The 17,629-nt window shown below is 62.2% G+C and carries 16 protein-coding genes and 1 other RNA gene; 5 read left to right on the top strand and 12 right to left on the bottom strand.

Annotated features, from left to right (window positions below):
• Positions 1–187 precede the first annotated feature (187 nt).
• The 9 genes from ssrA to JOE27_RS19940 form a co-directional block, all read right to left on the bottom strand.
• Positions 188–579, bottom strand: a transfer-messenger RNA (tmRNA) gene (ssrA, locus tag JOE27_RS19900).
• Positions 580–678: 99 nt separating this feature from the next.
• Positions 679–972 carry a hypothetical protein gene (locus tag JOE27_RS19905; RefSeq protein WP_046785172.1) on the bottom strand — a complete coding sequence of 98 codons (294 nt, stop codon included), beginning with the start codon at positions 970–972 and terminating at the stop codon, positions 679–681.
• A 150-nt stretch (positions 973–1,122) separates the two neighbouring features.
• A complete protein-coding gene (locus tag JOE27_RS19910; RefSeq protein ID WP_161871123.1) occupies positions 1,123–1,371 on the bottom strand; it encodes a DUF3077 domain-containing protein in 249 nt (82 codons plus the stop codon).
• Between the two features lie 4 nt (positions 1,372–1,375).
• A complete protein-coding gene (locus tag JOE27_RS19915; protein WP_204919627.1) occupies positions 1,376–1,645 on the bottom strand; it encodes a hypothetical protein in 270 nt (89 codons plus the stop codon).
• Positions 1,646–2,036: 391 nt separating this feature from the next.
• Entirely contained in the window at positions 2,037–2,285 is a 249-nt protein-coding gene (locus JOE27_RS19920; protein ID WP_204919628.1) for a DUF3077 domain-containing protein, read from the bottom strand.
• 4 nt (positions 2,286–2,289) lie between these two features.
• Positions 2,290–2,559 (bottom strand): hypothetical protein, encoded by a 270-nt coding sequence (locus JOE27_RS19925; protein ID WP_115273537.1) that lies wholly within the window; start codon positions 2,557–2,559, stop codon positions 2,290–2,292.
• Between the two features lie 1,255 nt (positions 2,560–3,814).
• On the bottom strand, positions 3,815–6,625 hold the full coding sequence (locus JOE27_RS19930; protein WP_204919630.1) for an FAD-binding and (Fe-S)-binding domain-containing protein: 2,811 nt from the start codon (positions 6,623–6,625) through the stop codon (positions 3,815–3,817).
• Positions 6,626–6,698: 73 nt separating this feature from the next.
• Positions 6,699–7,844 carry an FMN-dependent L-lactate dehydrogenase LldD gene (lldD, locus tag JOE27_RS19935; RefSeq protein ID WP_204919632.1) on the bottom strand — a complete coding sequence of 382 codons (1,146 nt, stop codon included), beginning with the start codon at positions 7,842–7,844 and terminating at the stop codon, positions 6,699–6,701.
• Between the two features lie 63 nt (positions 7,845–7,907).
• Positions 7,908–9,578, bottom strand: coding sequence for a lactate permease LctP family transporter (locus tag JOE27_RS19940; RefSeq protein WP_204919635.1), 1,671 nt, complete (start codon positions 9,576–9,578; stop codon positions 7,908–7,910).
• Positions 9,579–9,834: 256 nt separating this feature from the next.
• On the opposite strand from JOE27_RS19940, the gene JOE27_RS19945 reads away from it, so the two are divergent.
• Positions 9,835–10,602 carry an FCD domain-containing protein gene (locus tag JOE27_RS19945; protein ID WP_012312632.1) on the top strand — a complete coding sequence of 256 codons (768 nt, stop codon included), beginning with the start codon at positions 9,835–9,837 and terminating at the stop codon, positions 10,600–10,602.
• Between the two features lie 161 nt (positions 10,603–10,763).
• On the opposite strand, the gene smpB is transcribed toward JOE27_RS19945, so the two are convergent.
• Positions 10,764–11,246, bottom strand: a complete 483-nt coding sequence (smpB, locus tag JOE27_RS19950) for an SsrA-binding protein SmpB (protein WP_012312633.1) — start codon at positions 11,244–11,246, stop codon at positions 10,764–10,766.
• A 162-nt stretch (positions 11,247–11,408) separates the two neighbouring features.
• Here smpB and JOE27_RS19955 point away from each other — a divergent pair, with 162 nt between their 5' ends.
• On the top strand, positions 11,409–11,843 hold the full coding sequence (locus JOE27_RS19955; RefSeq protein WP_012312635.1) for a type II toxin-antitoxin system RatA family toxin: 435 nt from the start codon (positions 11,409–11,411) through the stop codon (positions 11,841–11,843).
• Positions 11,844–11,905: 62 nt separating this feature from the next.
• Here the strand turns inward: JOE27_RS19955 and JOE27_RS19960 are convergent, their stop codons facing one another.
• Positions 11,906–12,442, bottom strand: coding sequence for an outer membrane protein assembly factor BamE (locus tag JOE27_RS19960; protein WP_204919637.1), 537 nt, complete (start codon positions 12,440–12,442; stop codon positions 11,906–11,908).
• 97 nt (positions 12,443–12,539) lie between these two features.
• On the opposite strand from JOE27_RS19960, the gene fur reads away from it, so the two are divergent.
• Positions 12,540–12,944: a ferric iron uptake transcriptional regulator gene (gene fur / locus JOE27_RS19965; protein ID WP_008096237.1), complete on the top strand. Its 405-nt coding sequence runs from the start codon at positions 12,540–12,542 to the stop codon at positions 12,942–12,944.
• Between the two features lie 112 nt (positions 12,945–13,056).
• Here fur and recN read toward each other — a convergent pair whose 3' ends face one another.
• Positions 13,057–14,730, bottom strand: a complete 1,674-nt coding sequence (gene recN / locus JOE27_RS19970; protein ID WP_161872468.1) for a DNA repair protein RecN — start codon at positions 14,728–14,730, stop codon at positions 13,057–13,059.
• 191 nt (positions 14,731–14,921) lie between these two features.
• On the opposite strand from recN, the gene grpE reads away from it, so the two are divergent.
• Positions 14,922–15,476 (top strand): nucleotide exchange factor GrpE, encoded by a 555-nt coding sequence (gene grpE, locus JOE27_RS19975; RefSeq protein ID WP_012312638.1) that lies wholly within the window; start codon positions 14,922–14,924, stop codon positions 15,474–15,476.
• Between the two features lie 101 nt (positions 15,477–15,577).
• On the top strand, positions 15,578–17,503 hold the full coding sequence (gene dnaK / locus JOE27_RS19980) for a molecular chaperone DnaK (protein WP_046788149.1): 1,926 nt from the start codon (positions 15,578–15,580) through the stop codon (positions 17,501–17,503).
• The last annotated feature ends 126 nt before the right edge of the window (positions 17,504–17,629 follow it).

Below are 17,629 nucleotides of genomic sequence, written 5' to 3' on the forward strand. Positions count from 1 at the left end.
GAGATTGTCCTCAGGCACTGATTCGGTATTCCAAAGATTAGCACCGGGTGGACTGGAATACCGTCTGGAATACCCGAACGGCTGGAACTCCAAAACTCTCAAAAGACCGCAAAATCGCTGGAAGCCGCGTATTTACTGGATCGCAGACACAAAAAAAGACGTCCGTGGACGTCTTTGTTTGATCATTTGGTGGAGCCGGGGGGATTTGAACCCCCGTCCGCCAGTACTCCGCTGTCGGTACTACATGCTTAGCCGTGTCTATTGAGTTAATCCGCAGCCGCCCGACGGGCAGGGTGCTTTGGACGAGTTGGGTAAGTTTTAGTCGCTTTGCCCCCAACGTGCTACACGACGATCCTGTTCTGTATGACAATCATTTCGGGTTTACAGGCATCCCCTGATGATTGCTGGAGCCGAAGCTACCAGGAGAGCGGGCTCAGCTGCTTACGCAGCGAGAGCGTAACCCTCGTAGTTTTCGTCATTGGCAACTATAGAAAGTTGCAACAGTGGATTTACGAGTTCTGTTACCAACTCGGCATGCACCTAGAGTTTCGCTACCGGCGTCGAATCCTAATCGGCCCCACACTCAGCTCTAGCTGACGTACCTTTCGGCACGTGCTGCTGAGTATACGCCTTTGCGCGGGCGGCGTCGACAGCCGCTTCTTGCCGCCCGCTCAAAGCTTAGCTACCGCTGCCACCCGCCGAGCCGCTGCCCTTGTCGGTTTTTTCCAGGCGTTCGAGCACTTTGGTGGAAATGGCGATGCATTCTTTGGTGTCGCCCGATGCCTGCGCGGCCTTGGCCTTGTCGACGTGTTCGGTGATGGCCTTGTCCAGGCCTTCGGAGGTGGCGCCGGCGGTGGCCATCTGGTTGTCGATCTTCTGCAGGTTGATAGTGCACAGGTCGTCAGCAGCGAACACCGGTGAAGCCAGGAGGGTAGCGGCCGCGAAGAGGGCCGAAAGCGCGGTACCTTTCATGGGTGTCTCCTTGAAGGCCTCTGGAAGGTGGGCCTGTAAGGGTGGACTGTTGGGGTTTGCCGAGGGTTCAATCGGGGTGCTGGCTTGGCGACATGATGGTGTGCGGCGGGGTGGTGCCGCTGATTGGGCCGCAGCGCGGCCCGGGTGGCATCAGTGGGATTTGTTCAGCCCAAGCTCGATGTCGTCGATCAGCGCCTTGGCCATCTCGCTCAGGATGCGCGCCGCGCTGCCGGCCTGGCGGTCGTGTTCCATTTCGGCTTCGGTGGTGAGGTGGCGGATGCAACCGAGCAGTACTGATAGCTGGCTGAAGGCGTGCTCGAAAGGCACGCCCGGTTGCAGGCGAAACAGGTCGAAGGTTTCGCTGCCGGCTGTGGTGAGGTTTTTCAACGCGTCATTCATTGAATCACCTCTGCCTTTGCGCGTTGTAGAGGCCAGTCAAGGCATGCTCGATCAGGGCTCTGAACGTTTCGCAGGCATGCTCGGCGTTGCTGAGCATGCTCAGGCCCGGTTCGCCGGCGTGGGTGCGGCAGTGTTCGTCGATGGTTTCGGCGACGCCGCGCAGCAGTTCGCTGGCGTGGGCCAGGGCGTCTGGAGGGGGCATGTCGCTGTGGATGGAGAAGTAAGGGTTGGTGAGGAGTTTGGAGCGAGGTGGGTCGGGTACGATTTTCTTCATGGTGCAGATCCCAGTTTGATTACTCAACAGGAGCTGCCTACGCGATCCTTTCTCACGGGATTGGGTGGCAGCCATGCGTGGGGTGAGAAACCGGTAAACATGGGAAATCCGGCCAGACCGAGGTCTGCCCACGCAGGGCCGCCATTACGAGGCTGCTGTCATGTTTACGGGGTTCTCACACCCTGTCGTTCGAAAACGACCCAGGGAAGTTAGCCCTGATGGTTGTGAGCAACAACAGCGAAACGGCAGCGGCGGTCGTAGGATAAATCCCAAAGCATTTAATCCAGAAGCATTTGGTTGCAGGTTAGGAAATGTCTTACGGGTGGAGGGCTTAGGTGAGGGCTGTGCCCTCGATCGCCGGCAATTGGGCCGCAGCGCGGCCCGGGTGGCATCAGTGGGACTTGTTCAGCCCAAGCTCGATGTCGTCGATCAGCGCCTTGGCCATCTCGCTCAGGATGCGCGCCGCGCTGCCGGCTTTGCGGTCGTTTTCCATTTCGGCTTCGGTGGTGAGGTGGCGGATGCAACCGAGCAGTACTGATAGCTGGCTGAAGGCGTGCTCGAAAGGCACGCCCGGTTGCAGGCGAAACAGGTCGAAGGTTTCACTGCCGGCTGTGGTGACGTTTTTCAACGCGTCATTCATTGAATCACCTCTGCCTTTGCGCGTTGTAGAGGCCAGTCAAGGCATGCTCGATCAGGGCTCTGGACGTCTCGCAGGCATGCTCGGCGTTGCTGAGCATGCTCAGGCCCGGTTCGCCGGCGTGGGTGCGGCAGTGTTCGTCGATGGTTTCGGCGACGCCGCGCAGCAGTTCGCTGGCGTGGGCAAGGGCGTCTGGAGGGGGCATGTCGCTGTGGATGGAGAAGTAAGGGTTGGTGAGGAGTTTGGAGCGGGGTGGGTCGGGTACGATTTTCTTCATGGTGCAGATCCGATCGTGGCTGGATTTGAGCTGCCCTTCGTCTTCCTCTCACAGAATAAGGTGGCAGCCGAACGCGGGGTGAGAGACCGGCAAAGATCGGCATAAGCCGGCCAGGCCGAAGCCTGCCCGCGTTGCGGCTGCCATAGCAGTACTGCCGAAGTTTGCGGGCTCTCACACCCAAATCGTCAAAGATGACGACCCAGGGAAGTTAGCCCTGATGGTTGTGAGCAACAACAGCGAAACGGCAGCGGCGGTCGTAGGATAAATCCCAAAGCATTTAATCCAGAAGCATTTGGTTGCAGGTTAGGAAATGTCTTACGGGTGGAGGGCGTAGGCGAGGGCTGCGCCCTCGATCGCCGGCAAGCCGGCTCCCACCGGGGGGCAGCGTTTGCCGGTGAATTAGAGGAGAGATCAGAGGGGGGCGCGGGCAGCGTGGTAATCAATCTGGCTGTGGCTGGGCAGGCCGAAGCATCCAATTCAGAAGCGTTTGGTTGCAGGTTAGGGAATGTCTTATGGGTGGAGGGCGTAGGCGCGGGCTGCGCCCTCGATCGCCGGCAAGCCGGCTCCCACCGGGGGGCAGCGTTTGCCGGTGAATTAGAGGAGAGATCAGAGGGGGCGCGGGCAGCGTGGTAATCAATCTGGCTGTGGCTGGGCAGGCCGAAGCATCCAATTCAGAAGCGTTTGGTTGCGGGTTAGGGAATGTCTTATGGGTGGGGGTGTAGGCGAGGGCTGCGCCCTCGATCGCCGGCAAGCCGGCTCCCACCGGGGGGCAGCGTTTGCCGGTGAATTAGAGGAGAAATCAGAGGGGGCGCGGGCAGCGTGGTAATCAATCTGGCTGTGGCTGGGCAGGCCGAAGCATCCAATCCAGAAGCATTTGGTTGCAGGTTAGGAAATGTCTTACGGGTGGAGGGCGTAGGCGAGGGCTGCGCCCTCGATCGCCGGCAAGCCGGCTCCCACATGGATTGCGCCGGCTTTTAGAAATTGGGCAAGACGGTTGCTTACACAGGTAAAGCGCAGGCCTGAAGAACTGCGCGGTCGCGGTGGGAGCCGGCTTGCCGGCGATGGGCTGCGCAGCAGCCCCCATAGCGGAGCTGTAATAGCCCGAGCGCGCTCGACGGGACCAGCGAGCATCTGGGGCCGCTTTGCGGCCCATCGCCGGCAAGCCGGATCCCACCTGGATCGCGCCAGCTTTTAGAAGTTAAGCAAGACCGTTGCTACCACCGGGGCCGGTTTTGCCGGCGAATCAGCGGGCAGATCAGAGGGTACGCGGGCGGGTGACGCGATCCACCAGGTAGACCAGCCCGTGGTAATCGATCCCGCTGTGGCTGGACAGCCCGATCTCACAGGTCCGGCTGGTGGAAATCCCTTCACTGCAATACTGCACTGCGTCCTTCAGGCTGCGCAGTGAGTGGGCATTGAGCTCTGGCGTGGTAAAGCCCTTGTCACCGGCAAACCCGCAACAGTGAATCCCTTCCGGGATCACCACTTGCGTGCTGCAGCGCCGCGCCAGGTCGATCAGCGCCTGGCTTTCACCCAGGTGCTGGGTGCTGCAGGTCACGTGCACCGCCACCGGTTCGTTTTGTGGGGTGAACTCCAGCTTGTCCATCAGGTGGGTGCGGATGAAACGCACCGGGTCGTACAGGTCCAGGCGGGTGTCGCCCAGGTCCTGCACCAGGCGCAGGGTGCAGGGGCTGGTGTCGCAGTAGATGGGGTCGAGGCCGCCGCGGCTGGCGTGCAGCAGCGCGTTGATCAGCTCTTGGCGCTTGTGCTCCGCTTGCTCGGGGTAACCTTTGGATGCGAACGGCTGCCCGCAGCACAGGCTGTCGGCGTTGCCGGGGAACACCACCTGGTAACCGGCCTTTTCCAGCAGGGCGCGGGTCTTGTCCATTAGTGAGCTTTGCTCGCGGTCGGCATAGGCCGGGCCCATCACTCGTGATACGCAAGCCGCCAGGTACACCACCCGTGGCCGGGCATCGTTGCTCGCCGGGCCGAAATCGATGCTGCGCAACGGCTGCGGCATGGCGGGGGACCATTGCGGCAGGCGGCCTTTGCTGGCCTTACTCAACGAGGCACTCAGGCGGCCCAGGCGCGGGGCGCCGAGCAGCTTGCGGGCGGTGTTGGCGGCGGTCAGGGTCAGGCGGGCGCCACCCAGTGCAGTAGGGAAGTGCTCGGCCAGCCAGTCGGCGGTCTTTGCATGTTCGGCGGCCTGGCTGCGCAACTTCTTCACCAGCTCGCCGGTATTGATGCCCACCGGGCAGCGCTGGGCGCACAGGCCGGTGGCGGCGCAGGTGTCGATGCCTTGGTACTGGTAAGTCTGCAGCAGTGCGCGGGTATCGATGCCGGCGCGTTTTTTCGCCTGAATGTCACGCCACATGACGATGCGCTGGCGTGGGCTGAGGGTCAGGCCTTTGGACGGGCAGACCGGCTCGCAGAAGCCGCACTCGATGCATTTGTCGACGATCTCGTCGGCGGCGGGCAGGGGCTTGAGGTTTTTCAGGTGAATGTCCGGGTCTTCGCTCAACACCACGTCGGGGTTGAGGATGCCGTTGGGGTCGAGCAGGCGCTTGAGCGTCCACATCAGCTGATAGGCGTCGTGCCCCCACTCCAGCTCCACGAACGGCGCCATGTTGCGGCCGGTGCCGTGCTCGGCCTTGAGCGAGCCGCCGAACTCCACGGCCACCAGTTGCGCCACGTCATCCATGAAGGCCTGGTAGCGCGCGACTTCCTGCGCGCTGTTGAAACCCTGGGTGAAGACAAAGTGCAGGTTGCCCTCCAGCGCATGGCCGAAAATGATCGCTTCGTCGTAGTGGTGCTTGTCGAACAGCTGGATCAGGCGGTTGACGCCTTCGGCCAGTTGCTCGACGGGGAAGGTGACGTCTTCGATGATCACCGTGGTGCCGGTCTGGCGCACGGCGCCGACGGCGGGGAAGGTGTCCTTGCGGATCTTCCACAGCTGGTTGTACACCGCCGGGTCTTCGCTGAAGTCGACTTTCTGTTCCAGCGGGTATTCGGCGATAGAGGCCATGACCTGTTGCAGTTGTTCGTGCAGCAGGCTCTGGCTGGCGGCCCGGGACTCGATTAGCAGCGCGCAGGCATTGCCCGACAGGCCTTTTACCCACAGCGGCATGCCCGGCATGTTTTGCACCGAACGCAGGCTGCGGCGGTCGAGCAGCTCCACGGCGGACACCGGCTGGCGCTTGAGCACGGTCACCGCACGGCAGCAGCTTTCCACGCTGGGGAACACCAGCAGCGCGCTGGCCTTGTGCGGGTGATCGGGCACGGTGTCGTAGGTGACGGCGCTGATGAAGCCCAGCGTACCTTCAGACCCAACCAGCAAATGCTGGAGGATATCCAGCGGCTTGTCGTAGTCCACCAGGGCGTTGAGCGACAGGCCGGTGGTGTTCTTCAGCCGGTACTTGTGCCGGATGCGCTCTGCCAGTGCGGTGTTGGCGCGGGTTTCGCGGCCAAGCCGGGCCAGCGCTTCGAGCAGGTCGGCGTGGCTGTTTTCAAAGGCGGCAACGCTGGCCGGGTCTTCGCTGTCCAGGCGCGTGCCGTCAGCCAGCACCAGGCGCAGGCCGGCCAGAGTGTGGTAGGTGTTTTGCGCGGTGCCGCAGCACATGCCGCTGGCGTTGTTGGCAACGATGCCGCCAATCTTGCAGGCATTGATCGAGGCCGGGTCCGGGCCGATCTTGCGCCCGTAAGGGGCCAGCCAGGCGTTGGCTTGGGCGCCGATAACCCCGGGTTGCAGGCGGATCTGTTCGCCCTGGCCACGGATCTCCTTGTTGCCCCAGTTATCGCCGAGCACGATCAGCACCGAGTCACTGATAGCCTGGCCGGACAGGCTGGTGCCCGCGGCGCGGAAGGTCACCGGCACGCGCTCGCGCTGGGCCAGTTGCAGCAGCCCGACCACTTCGTCTTCCGACTCCACGCGCACGACCAGCTTGGGGATCAGCCGGTAGAAACTGGCGTCGGTGCCGAAGGCCAGGGTGGACGTGGCGTCGTCGAAACGGCGATCGGCGGGTATCAGGCGCTCGGCATCACGCAGGAATGCGGCGGGCAGGCTCATGCTATCTCCTCACCGGGCCACGGCGTCTGGCGCGCCGCATGCCCGGTCATACAGGCGGTGTTTTTGCAGGCGCTCAAGCGCCCAGTTCGCGTACCAGCGAGTCGCGGCTGATCTCGCTGATCGCCTTGGCGCCCGTGAGCACCATGGCCACGCGCATTTCCTTTTCGAACAGTTCGAGCAGGTTCTTCACCCCGGCCTGACCGTGCACGGCCAGGGCCCAGAGGAAGGCGCGGCCGATCAGTACGGTGTCTGCGCCCAGGGCGATCATGCGCACTACATCGAGGCCGCTGCGGATGCCGGAGTCGGCGAGAATTTTCAGGTCGCCTTTTACTGCGTCGGCGATCGCCGGCAACGCACGGGCGCTGGACAGCACGCCGTCGAGCTGGCGGCCGCCGTGGTTGGAGACGACGATGCCGTCGGCACCGAACTTGACCGCGTCACGTGCGTCGTCGGCGTCGAGGATGCCTTTGATGATCATCGGGCCGTCCCAGAACTCGCGTATCCATTCCAGGTCCTTCCAGGAAATCGACGGGTCGAAGTTGCTACCCAGCCAGCCGATGTAGTCGGCAAGGCCGGTGGGGTTGCCGCGGTATTTGGAAATGTTGCCCAGGTCGTGCGGGCGGCCCATCACGCCAACGTCCCAGGCCCATTCGGGGTGGGTCATGGCCTGCAACACGCGGCGCATTGGCCCGTTGGCACCGCTCATGCCGGAGTGTGCATCGCGGTAACGGGCGCCTGGCACCGGCATGTCGACGGTGAACACCAGGGTTCTGACCCCGGCGGCCTTGGCCCGCTCCAGCGCGTTGCGCATGAAGCCGCGGTCTTTGAGCACATACAGCTGGAACCACATCGGCCGGTCGATGGCTGGCGCCACTTCTTCGATCGGGCAGACCGACACGGTAGACATGGTGAAGGGGATGCCATGGGCGGCTGCCGCACGGGCTGCCTGCACTTCGCCGCGGCGGGCATACATGCCGGTGAGGCCGACCGGGGCGAGGGCCACGGGCATGCTCAGGGTTTCGTCGAACAGCCGGGTTTCCAGGCTCAGCTCGGACATGTTCTTCAGCACCCGCTGGCGCAGGGCAATGCCGGCCAGGTCCGAGACGTTGTGGCGCAGGGTGTGCTCTGCGTACGCGCCGCCGTCGGCATAGTGGAAGAGGAAGGGGGGCAGCTTGCGTTGGGCCGCGGCGCGATAGTCGGTGGAGGCGGAAATGATCATGGATTCTCGCAGCGTGGGTTGAAGGAGATGCCGGGCGCTCGGTGGCGCCCGGCCCCTTTCACTTTAGTGATGGACCAGCATGCCGGTCAGCCAGTAGGCCTGGACCAAGGTGATCAGGCCGACGATGGTGGCGAAGAACAGGCTGTGCTTGACGGTGAAGCGGAACAGGTCGGACTCCTTGCCAACCAGGCCGGTGGCTGCGCAGGCCACGGCGATCGACTGCGGCGAGATCATCTTGCCGGTCACGCCGCCGCTGGTGTTGGCTGCTACCAGCAGGGTGTCGTTGACCCCGATCTGGTGGGCAGTGGTGGCCTGCAGCGAACCGAACAGGGCATTGGACGAGGTGTCGGAGCCTGTGAGGAACACACCCAGCCAGCCCAGGAACGGCGAGAAGAACGGGAACGCGGCGCCGGTGCCGGCCAGTACCAGGGCCATGGTCGAAGACATGCCCGAATAGTTGGTGACGAAGGCGAAGGCCAGGACCATACCGATCGACAGGATCGGCCAGCGCAGCTCCCAGAAGGTTTCCTTTAAAGTGGTAAGACCAGTTTTGAAGTTGATCTTCAATACGGCCATGGAGATCAGCGCGGACAGGAAGATCGCTGTGCCGGTGGCGGAGATCGGGTCGAGCTTGAACACCGCTTGCATGGCGGTCGGCGCGGCGACGATCGGCGCGGTCTTGATCACCAGTTGGTCGAGGTGCGGGATGGCGAAGTTGAACACGAAGTTGTACATCGCGCCGCCCGGGGCGAACGCCGCCTTGAACGGTTTCAGGGTCCAGATGGTGACCAGCACGGTGAGGATCAGGAACGGCGACCAGGCCTTGAAAATTTCACCGAAACTGTAAGGGCTTGGCTGGCTGCCGCCGCTGCTGACCACGGCGGCGCCGACGCTGCCTTTGGCTTCGGCGAACGAGCGCTTGGGCTGCCAGACCTTCAGGAACAGGGTCAGGGCGACAAGGCTGGCCAGGGCCGAGGTGATGTCCGGCAGTTCCGGGCCGATGAAGTTGGAGGTGAAGTACTGGGTGACGGCGAAGCTCAGGCCGGCCACCAGGGCTGCAGGCCAGGTTTCTTTGACGCCGCGCAGGCCGTCCATCATGAACACCAGCCAGAACGGCACGAACAACGACAGCAGAGGCAGCTGGCGGCCGGTCATGGCGCCGATGTGGAAGGCGTCGATGCCCGTGACCTGGCCGGCGACGATGATCGGGATGCCCAGGGCGCCGAACGCCACGGGGGCGGTGTTGGCGATCAGGCACAGGCCGGCGGCGTACAGCGGGTTGAAGCCCAGGCCCACCAGCAGCGCGGCAGTGATTGCCACTGGTGCGCCGAAGCCGGCCGCGCCTTCGAGGAAGGCACCGAAGCAGAAGCCGATCAGCAGCACCTGCAGGCGCTGGTCGTCGGTGATCGACAGTACCGAGCTGCGGATCACCTCGAACTGGCCGCTCTTGACCGTGAGTTTGTACAGGAACACCGCGGCTACGATGATCCAGGCGATTGGCCAGAGGCCGTAGAGGAAGCCATAGCCTGCGGCAGCAAGGGCCATGTCGACCGGCATCTGGAAGGCGAAGATCGCCACCAGCATCGATAATCCAAGGGTAATGCTGCCGGCGACGTGGCCTTTGAGGCGGAACACGGCGAGGGCCAGGAAGAAGAACACGATGGGTATGACCGCCGCCAGTGCGGACAGGCCAAGACTACCAAGCGGGGAATAGAGTTGTTGCCAGGTTTGCATATGGGGTAGCCCCTAATTGTTGTTGGTCAGGCACTGGCATTGGATAATTGGTAAGACCAATTTACAATGGCTGGACGCTAGGTTAAAAGCGCTGTCATGGGTGTGTCAATTTGTCCTGTGCAAAACTTTGGTCGTGTGCCGATGAGCGGGCGGCTGATGGCATGGGAAAAACGTCGGCTGGTGGGTGTCGGCGTGGCGTGGATCGGCGAGAATAGGCGCCCCCTGAACTTTGCCGGGGGTTTGTGGAGAGCATGTGATGGTTTTTGATCAGGTCCGCCAGCGGCGCCTGTCCGACGACATCGTCGATCGGTTGGAAGGGATGATTCTCGAAGGCACGCTGACCTCAGGCCAGCGGCTGCCGGCCGAGCGTGCCCTGGCCGAGCAGTTCGGTGTGTCGCGCCCCTCACTGCGCGAGGCGATCCAGAAGCTGGTGGCCAAGGGGCTGTTGGTCAGTCGGCAGGGTGGCGGTAACTATGTGGCCGAATCGCTCGGTTCAACTTTCAGTGACCCGTTGCTGCAGCTGCTGGAGCACAGCGCCGAGGCGCAGCGCGATTTGCTCGAGTTCCGTCACACCTTGGAGGCGTCATGCGCCTACTACGCTGCCCAGCGCGCCACCGAGCCAGATCGGGCGCGCCTCAAGGCTGCATTCGACACCCTGCAGGACTGTTATGCGCGGGCTGACCAGGTCACGCGTGCAGAGGAGGGCGCGGCGGATGCGCGATTCCACCTGGCGATTGCCGAAGCCAGCCACAATGCCGTGCTGCTGCATACCATTCGCGGGTTGTTCGACCTGCTAAAGCGCAACGTGGTGACGAATATCGGGGGCATGTACCAGCAGCGTACCGAAACGCGGGACATGCTGATCAGCCAGCACCGTGAGTTGTACCAGGCGATTGTCGAGGGCAGGGCGGACGATGCGCGGGAGGTGTCCAGCCGGCACATTCTGTATGTGCAGGAGGTGCTGGAAGAGGCGCAGAACGAAGCCCAGCGCGTAGCGCGGGCAGAGCGGCGCAGCGGGCGCTGATCGGTTGCCGCTGAATGCGCGCCCTGTAGGAGCGGCCTTGCGTCGCGAAAGGGCCGCGCAGCGGCCCCAGGGATCTCGGCAGCGCCGCAGAAAGCTGGGGCTGCTACGCAGCCCTTTCGCGACACAAGGCCGCTCCTACGGCGGCCGCGCAAGGGCGGGAATTAGTCTTCCTTGCCCTTGTTGCGCACCGCACGCTGCAGCTCGCGGTTGGAATCGCGTTCGCGCACGGTGTCGCGCTTGTCGAATTCCTTCTTGCCCTTGCCAAGTGCAATCTCGCACTTGATCAGGTGCTTGCTCCAGTACAGCGCCAGGGCCACACAGGTGTAGCCCTTCTGCGCCACCGCAGCTTCCACACGCTCCAGCTCGCGCTTGTTCAGCAGCAGCTTGCGCGAGCGGATGGGGTCGGCGATGACGTGGGTGCTGGCAGTGGTCAGCGGGGTGATGTGGCTGCCGAACAGCCAGGCTTCGCCATCCTTGAGCAGCACGTAGCTGTCGGTCAGGTGCGCCTTGCCGGCCCGCAGGCTTTTTACTTCCCAACCGGACAGGACCAGCCCGGCCTCGAACTTGTGTTCGATGAAGTAATCGTGTCGCGCCTTTTTGTTTTGCGCGATGGTCCCGGTCGGATGTTTCTTTTGTTTAGCCATAGGGGCGGCATTATAGGCAAGTCACCGCGTGGTCGGCTACGGGATTTAGGTGCGCTTGAGCCACCGCAATGAATACCGGACAATACAGGCCCTGTCTTACGCACAGAACCTGTTTTTGGCACGCTGCGAAGCCCGCCACCCAGCCTTGGAAGTGACGCCTGGATGACTACCCATATTCAACGCTCCGCCCTGCTGCCGTACCCTGCCCAGGCGCTGTACGACCTGGTCAATGATGTAGCCAGCTACCCGCAGTTCCTGCCCTGGTGCTCGGCTTCGACGGTGCTCGAAGCCAGTGACACGCACATGCGCGCCAAGCTGGAGGTGGCCAAAGGGGGCATGAGCCAGCAGTTCGTGACCCGCAATGTGCTGGTGCCGGGGCAGTCCATCGAGATGAACCTGGAAGAAGGGCCGTTCACCCAGCTGCACGGCGTGTGGGTGTTTAAGGCACTGGGTGAAAAAGCCTGCAAGATCAGCCTGGACCTGTCCTTCGATTACGCCGGGCCGATTGTGCGGGCGACCCTGGGGCCGCTGTTCAATCAGGCCGCCAACACGCTGGTGGATGCTTTCTGCCAGCGTGCCAAGCAGCTCAATACGTGATGCTGCCAAGTCATCAGGCACAAAAAAGCCCGGACTGATCCGGGCTTTTTTTGCGCCTGCATTTACTGCGGCGAGGTTTCCAGCGGGGCAGGTGTCGGCACCGGTGTGGTCTCGATGGTGTCGATCTCGCGCTGGATGGATTCTTCCACCGAACCAGGTTTGGCCGGCTGCTCTTCCGGTTGCGACGCTGGCTGGCCTGGCTGGGTGGCCGGGCTGACCGTGGTATCACCGCTGCCGCCCAGGATTTCCTGGTCGCGGCTCACGCCTGGCATGAAGTCACCCGACAGGCTGACCAGTTGGTCGCTGTCGTTGAAGAAGATGCTCATGCGCTCCTGCTGGCGTTGGCCGCCACCAGGTTGCAGGCTGTACAGGTAATCCCAACGATTGGTGTTGAAAGTATCCTGGAGCAGAGGGTTGCCCATGATAAACCTTACTTGCCGGCGGGTCATTCCGGGGCGTAATTGGTCTATCATGTCTTGCGTAACGACATTGCCCTGCTGGATGTCGATTTTGTAAACCCCGGGAAACGAGCAACCGGCGAGTGCGAGCAGTCCCACGAAGGTGAGGCTGGTTAGCAAGAGCTTGGTGTTGTTTTGCATCGGTGGGCGACTTCCACTATCTTGGCTGGACAACGTAAACCCCGATCATACCCGTATTAAGAGAAGCTGCGAAGCAGCATCGGCGAGAAAGCTGACCATGGTTGAAAATAGCGAATTGCGCAAAGCCGGTCTCAAGGTGACACTGCCTCGAGTCAAGATCCTTCAGATGCTCGACTCGACCGAGCAACGTCACATGAGCGCCGAGGATGTCTACAAGGCGCTGATGGAGGCTGGCGAGGACGTCGGTCTGGCAACCGTTTATCGCGTACTCACCCAGTTCGAGGCTGCTGGGCTGGTGGTACGGCACAACTTCGATGGCGGTCACGCAGTTTTCGAGCTGGCGGACGGCGGTCACCACGACCATATGGTCAACGTGGAGACCAGTGAAGTCATCGAATTCATGGACGCCGAAATCGAGCGGCGCCAGAAAGAGATCGTGGCCGAGCATGGCTACGAGTTGGTGGACCACAATCTGGTCCTCTACGTGCGTAAGAAAAAGTAACGATTGCGGTCGTTATGAAGAGCAAAGGCGACCCTGGGGTCGCCTTTGTGCTTTCTGCGGTAGGGGTAACTGCGGGAGCCGGCTGTCGGCGATGACGCCAGTGCAGGCAGTATCACGCCTTACCGGACACCACCATCTTGCGCGCATGCGCCAGCGATTCCTTGGTCAGGTCGATCCCGCCCAGCATCCGCGCCACTTCCTCGACCCGTTCGCGCTTGCCAAGGCTGGCTACGGCAGTGTGCGTGGTGTCGCTGTTGCGCACCTTGTGCACGAACAAATGATGATGCCCCTGCGCCGCGACCTGCGGCAGGTGGGTGACGGTCAGCACCTGGCCGCGCTCACCGAGGCGGCGCAACAGCTGGCCGACGATCTCGGCCGTCGGGCCACCGATGCCCACGTCAACCTCATCGAAGACCAGTGTCGGGATGCGTGAGGTTTGCGCCGTAATGACCTGGATCGCCAGGCTGATCCGTGACAGTTCGCCGCCCGAGGCCACCTTGGCCAAACCTTTGAGCGGCTGCCCGGGGTTGGCGCTGACCAGCAGTTCTATCTGCTCCAGGCCGTGTGGCGACAGGTCGCTGCTTTCGTTGGGTGTGAGTTCGATGCAGAACCGCCCGCCAGGCATGCCCAGGCGCTGGATCTCCTGTTCGACCGCGACGGCGAGCTGTTGGGCTGCCTGCTGGCGCAGGGCGCTCAGCTCGATCGCCCTTTCCTGATAGTGCTTGGCATAGGCGGACAGTTCTTCGCCCAGGCGCTCTATGGATTCGTCGCTGGCATTCAGGCCTTCCAGCTCCTCCATCAACTGCTGCTGCAGGTGGGGTAGTTCGGTCGGGTGCACGCGATGTTTGCGTGCCAGGGTGTAGATGGTGTCGAGGCGCTCTTCCAGGGCCTGCAGGCGCATGGGGTCGGCGTCGAAATTGTCGAGGAAGCGGTTGAGTTCGCCTACGGCTTCTTCTATCTGGATCTGTGCGCTGGCGATGAGGTTGGCGGCTTCACCCAGTGCCTTGGGGGTGTTGGCTGCGGCGCCCAGGCGATTGAGGCTGGAGGTGAGGGCGCCGAGCACATTGCCTGAGTCGCTTTCGCTGCATTGGTCGATGACCTGGCGGCAGATGCCGAACAGGGCTTCGGCGTTGGTCAGGTTCTTGTGTTCCTGCTCCAGCTGCTCCAGTTCGTTTTCACCCAGGCCAAGGTTGTCGAGCTCTTCCAGCTGATAGCTGAGCAACTGGTGGCGTGCGCGCTGCTCATCGCCGGAGTTGGACAGGCGCTCGAGCTCCAGGCGGGTCTGGTTCCAGCGCTTGGCTGCGAGCTGGACCTGGCGGGACAGGTCGATGGCGCCGGCATATTCGTCGAGCAGGCGGCGGTGGGTGTCGGTCTTGAGCAGTGACTGGTGCTCATGCTGGCTGTGGATGTCGATCAGCAGTTCACCGAGCGCCTTCAGGTCACCCAGCGGGCAGGGCGTGCCGTTTATGTAGCCGCGGCTGCGGCCTTCGGCCGTGATGACGCGGCGCAGGATGCACGGGCCGCCGTCGTCCAGGTCGCGCTCGGCCAGCCAGGTGTGCGCTTCGGGGATATCCACCAGATCGAAGGTGGCCAGGATGTCCGCCTTGTCCGCGCCAGGGCGCACCACGCCGCTGTCGGCGCGATCACCAAGGGCCAGGCCGAGGGCGTCGAGCATGATCGATTTGCCTGCGCCGGTCTCGCCGGTGATGACGGACATGCCGCGGGCGAGTTCGAGATCGAGGTGTTCGACGATGGCGTAGTTGTGAATGGACAGATGCACCAGCATGGGGCGGCTCCCGAGAAGTCAGGTCTGGTTATTTATACAGTACTTTTTTCGAGCCTGCCAATGCCTGCTCGCAGTTTCCATCGTCGACCTGAAAACCGCTTTGCCCCTTGAAGCTGATTTTTCCGGCCCCATATAGCCGGCAGACACGGCGAGCTTTGCTCGTACTACAGAGATTGCGGAGGAGAGACCCCATGGCTGACGAACAGCTGAATGAGAAAGACCTTAACGCCGAAGAGGCTGGTGCAGTGGATAACGGCGCCCGCGTTCAAGAGCTCGAGGAGCAGCTGGCCGCCGCCAAGGATCAGTCCCTGCGTGCCGTCGCCGACCTGCAGAACGTGCGTCGCCGCGCCGAGCAGGATGTCGAGAAGGCGCACAAGTTCGCCCTGGAGAAGTTTGCCGGCGACCTGTTGCCGGTGATCGACAGCCTGGAGCTGGCTCTGGCGCACTCCAGCGCTGAAGATGAGCAGGTCAAGAAGATCCGTGAAGGCGTCGAACTGACCCTCAAGATGTTCCAGGACACCCTCAAGCGTTACAACCTCGAAGCCATCGACCCGCACGGTCAGCCGTTCAATGCCGAGCACCATCAGGCCATGGCCATGCAGGAAAGCGCCGAGGTAGAGCCCAACAGCGTGCTGAACGTGTTCCAGAAGGGCTACCTGCTCAACGGCCGCCTGCTGCGCCCTGCCATGGTGGTGGTCAGCAAGGCGCCGAGCGCGCCGCAGCCTTCGATCGATGAAAAGGCTTGAAATCTGACGGGCCATCCCCATCTAGGTGTCAAGCCTTCAAGTATTACCGCAGTTGGCCAAAGTAGTCGCTGCTACCAAATTCAAGTTTCGGGAGAGTAAACATGGGCAAAATCATCGGTATCGACCTGGGGACCACCAACTCGTGCGTCTCCATTCTGGAAAACGGTAACGTCAAGGTCATCGAAAACGCCGAAGGTGCGCGTACCACCCCTTCGATCGTGGCCTACGCCAATGATGGCGAAATCCTGGTTGGCCAGTCGGCCAAGCGCCAGGCCGTCACCAACCCGCACAACACCCTGTTCGCAGTGAAGCGCCTCATCGGCCGCCGCTTCGAAGAAGATGTCGTGCAGAAAGACATCAAGCTGGTGCCTTACAAGATCGTCAAGGCTAACAACGGTGACGCCTGGGTCGAGGCTGCCGGCAAGGAAATGGCGCCGCCGCAGATCAGCGCCGAAGTTCTGAAAAAGATGAAGAAGACCGCCGAAGACTACCTCGGCGAGCCAGTCACCGAAGCAGTCATCACCGTTCCGGCCTACTTCAACGACAGCCAGCGTCAGGCCACCAAAGACGCCGGTCGCATCGCGGGTCTGGACGTAAAGCGCATCATCAACGAACCGACCGCTGCTGCGCTGGCCTATGGCATGGACAAGGCCAAGGGCGACCACACTGTCATCGTTTATGACCTGGGTGGCGGTACCTTCGACGTATCGGTCATCGAAATCGCCGAAGTCGACGGTGAGCACCAGTTCGAAGTACTGGCCACCAACGGCGACACCTTCCTGGGTGGCGAAGACTTCGACATGCGCCTGATCGACTACCTCGTCGACGAGTTCAAGAAAGAGTCGGGCATGGACCTGAAGAACGACCCTCTGGCCCTGCAGCGTCTGAAAGAAGCCGCGGAAAAGGCCAAGATCGAACTGTCCTCCGCTCAGTCGACCGACGTCAACCTGCCGTACATCACTGCAGATGCGACCGGTCCGAAGCACCTGAACGTGAAGATCTCCCGCGCCAAGCTGGAGTCGCTGGTGGAAGACCTGGTCAACCGTACCATCGAGCCTTGCCGCATCGCCCTGAAAGACGCAGGCATCGACGCCAGCAAGATCGACGACGTGATTCTGGTCGGTGGCCAGACCCGTATGCCGCTGGTTCAGAAGGCCGTTGCCGACTTCTTCGGTAAGGAAGCCCGCAAGGACGTCAACCCGGACGAAGCAGTTGCCATGGGCGCTGCCATCCAGGGTGCCGTACTGGCCGGTGACGTGAAAGACGTACTGCTGCTGGACGTCAGCCCGCTGACCCTGGGTATCGAAACCATGGGCGGCGTGATGACCCCGCTGATCGAGAAGAACACCACCATTCCGACCAAGAAGTCGCAGGTGTTCTCGACTGCCGACGACAACCAGGGCGCAGTGACCATTCACGTGCTGCAGGGCGAGCGCAAGCAGGCTTCGCAGAACAAGTCGCTGGGCAAGTTCGACCTGGCTGACATCCCGCCAGCACCGCGTGGTGTTCCGCAGATCGAAGTGACCTTCGACATTGATGCCAACGGCATCCTGCACGTCGGCGCCAAAGACAAGGCCACCGGCAAGACCCAGTCGATCGTGATCAAGGCCAACTCCGGTCTGTCCGACGAAGAGATCGAAAAAATGGTGCGTGACGCCGAGGCCAATGCCGAGGAAGACCGCAAGTTCGAAGAGCTGGCCGCTGCCCGCAACCAGGGTGATGCGCTGGTTCACTCGACCCGCAAGATGGTCGCTGACGCCGGTGACAAGGTCACTGCCGAAGAGAAGACTGCCATCGAAGCGGCCGTGGTTGCCCTGGAAGCCGCTGTGAAAGGCGACGACAAGGCTGCCATCGATGCCAAGGTCGAAGAGCTGTCCAAGGTCTCCGCGCCGGTAGCCCAGAAGATGTACGCCGAGCAGTCGGCCGAACAGCCTCAGGGCGGCGCTCAGCAGGCCGAGCCGGAAGCCAAGCACGATGACGTGGTTGACGCCGAGTTCGAAGAAGTGAAAGGCGACGACAAGAAGTAATCGTTGCATGTTGTCGGCCAGCCCACCGCCGTTTGGCGGTGAGCTGGTAGGATGTCGCCGCGCGGGGGCTTGCTCCCGCGTTGGCGTATCTGGAATTCGAGAATTTTTACAGCATTTGTCTGGGCC

This window comes from Pseudomonas sp. M5 (assembly GCF_016907075.1).
GTDB lineage: Bacteria > Pseudomonadota > Gammaproteobacteria > Pseudomonadales > Pseudomonadaceae > Aquipseudomonas > Aquipseudomonas putida_E.

Coding starts and splice junctions, on each gene's coding strand:
- JOE27_RS19905 (WP_046785172.1), bottom strand. CDS start 972: ATGAAAGGTACCGCGCTTTCGGCCCTCTTCGCGGCCGCTACCCTCCTG.
- JOE27_RS19910 (WP_161871123.1), bottom strand. CDS start 1,371: ATGAATGACGCGTTGAAAAACCTCACCACAGCCGGCAGCGAAACCTTC.
- JOE27_RS19915 (WP_204919627.1), bottom strand. CDS start 1,645: ATGAAGAAAATCGTACCCGACCCACCTCGCTCCAAACTCCTCACCAAC.
- JOE27_RS19920 (WP_204919628.1), bottom strand. CDS start 2,285: ATGAATGACGCGTTGAAAAACGTCACCACAGCCGGCAGTGAAACCTTC.
- JOE27_RS19925 (WP_115273537.1), bottom strand. CDS start 2,559: ATGAAGAAAATCGTACCCGACCCACCCCGCTCCAAACTCCTCACCAAC.
- JOE27_RS19930 (WP_204919630.1), bottom strand. CDS start 6,625: ATGAGCCTGCCCGCCGCATTCCTGCGTGATGCCGAGCGCCTGATACCC.
- lldD (WP_204919632.1), bottom strand. CDS start 7,844: ATGATCATTTCCGCCTCCACCGACTATCGCGCCGCGGCCCAACGCAAG.
- JOE27_RS19940 (WP_204919635.1), bottom strand. CDS start 9,578: ATGCAAACCTGGCAACAACTCTATTCCCCGCTTGGTAGTCTTGGCCTG.
- JOE27_RS19945 (WP_012312632.1), top strand. CDS start 9,835: ATGGTTTTTGATCAGGTCCGCCAGCGGCGCCTGTCCGACGACATCGTC.
- smpB (WP_012312633.1), bottom strand. CDS start 11,246: ATGGCTAAACAAAAGAAACATCCGACCGGGACCATCGCGCAAAACAAA.
- JOE27_RS19955 (WP_012312635.1), top strand. CDS start 11,409: ATGACTACCCATATTCAACGCTCCGCCCTGCTGCCGTACCCTGCCCAG.
- JOE27_RS19960 (WP_204919637.1), bottom strand. CDS start 12,442: ATGCAAAACAACACCAAGCTCTTGCTAACCAGCCTCACCTTCGTGGGA.
- fur (WP_008096237.1), top strand. CDS start 12,540: ATGGTTGAAAATAGCGAATTGCGCAAAGCCGGTCTCAAGGTGACACTG.
- recN (WP_161872468.1), bottom strand. CDS start 14,730: ATGCTGGTGCATCTGTCCATTCACAACTACGCCATCGTCGAACACCTC.
- grpE (WP_012312638.1), top strand. CDS start 14,922: ATGGCTGACGAACAGCTGAATGAGAAAGACCTTAACGCCGAAGAGGCT.
- dnaK (WP_046788149.1), top strand. CDS start 15,578: ATGGGCAAAATCATCGGTATCGACCTGGGGACCACCAACTCGTGCGTC.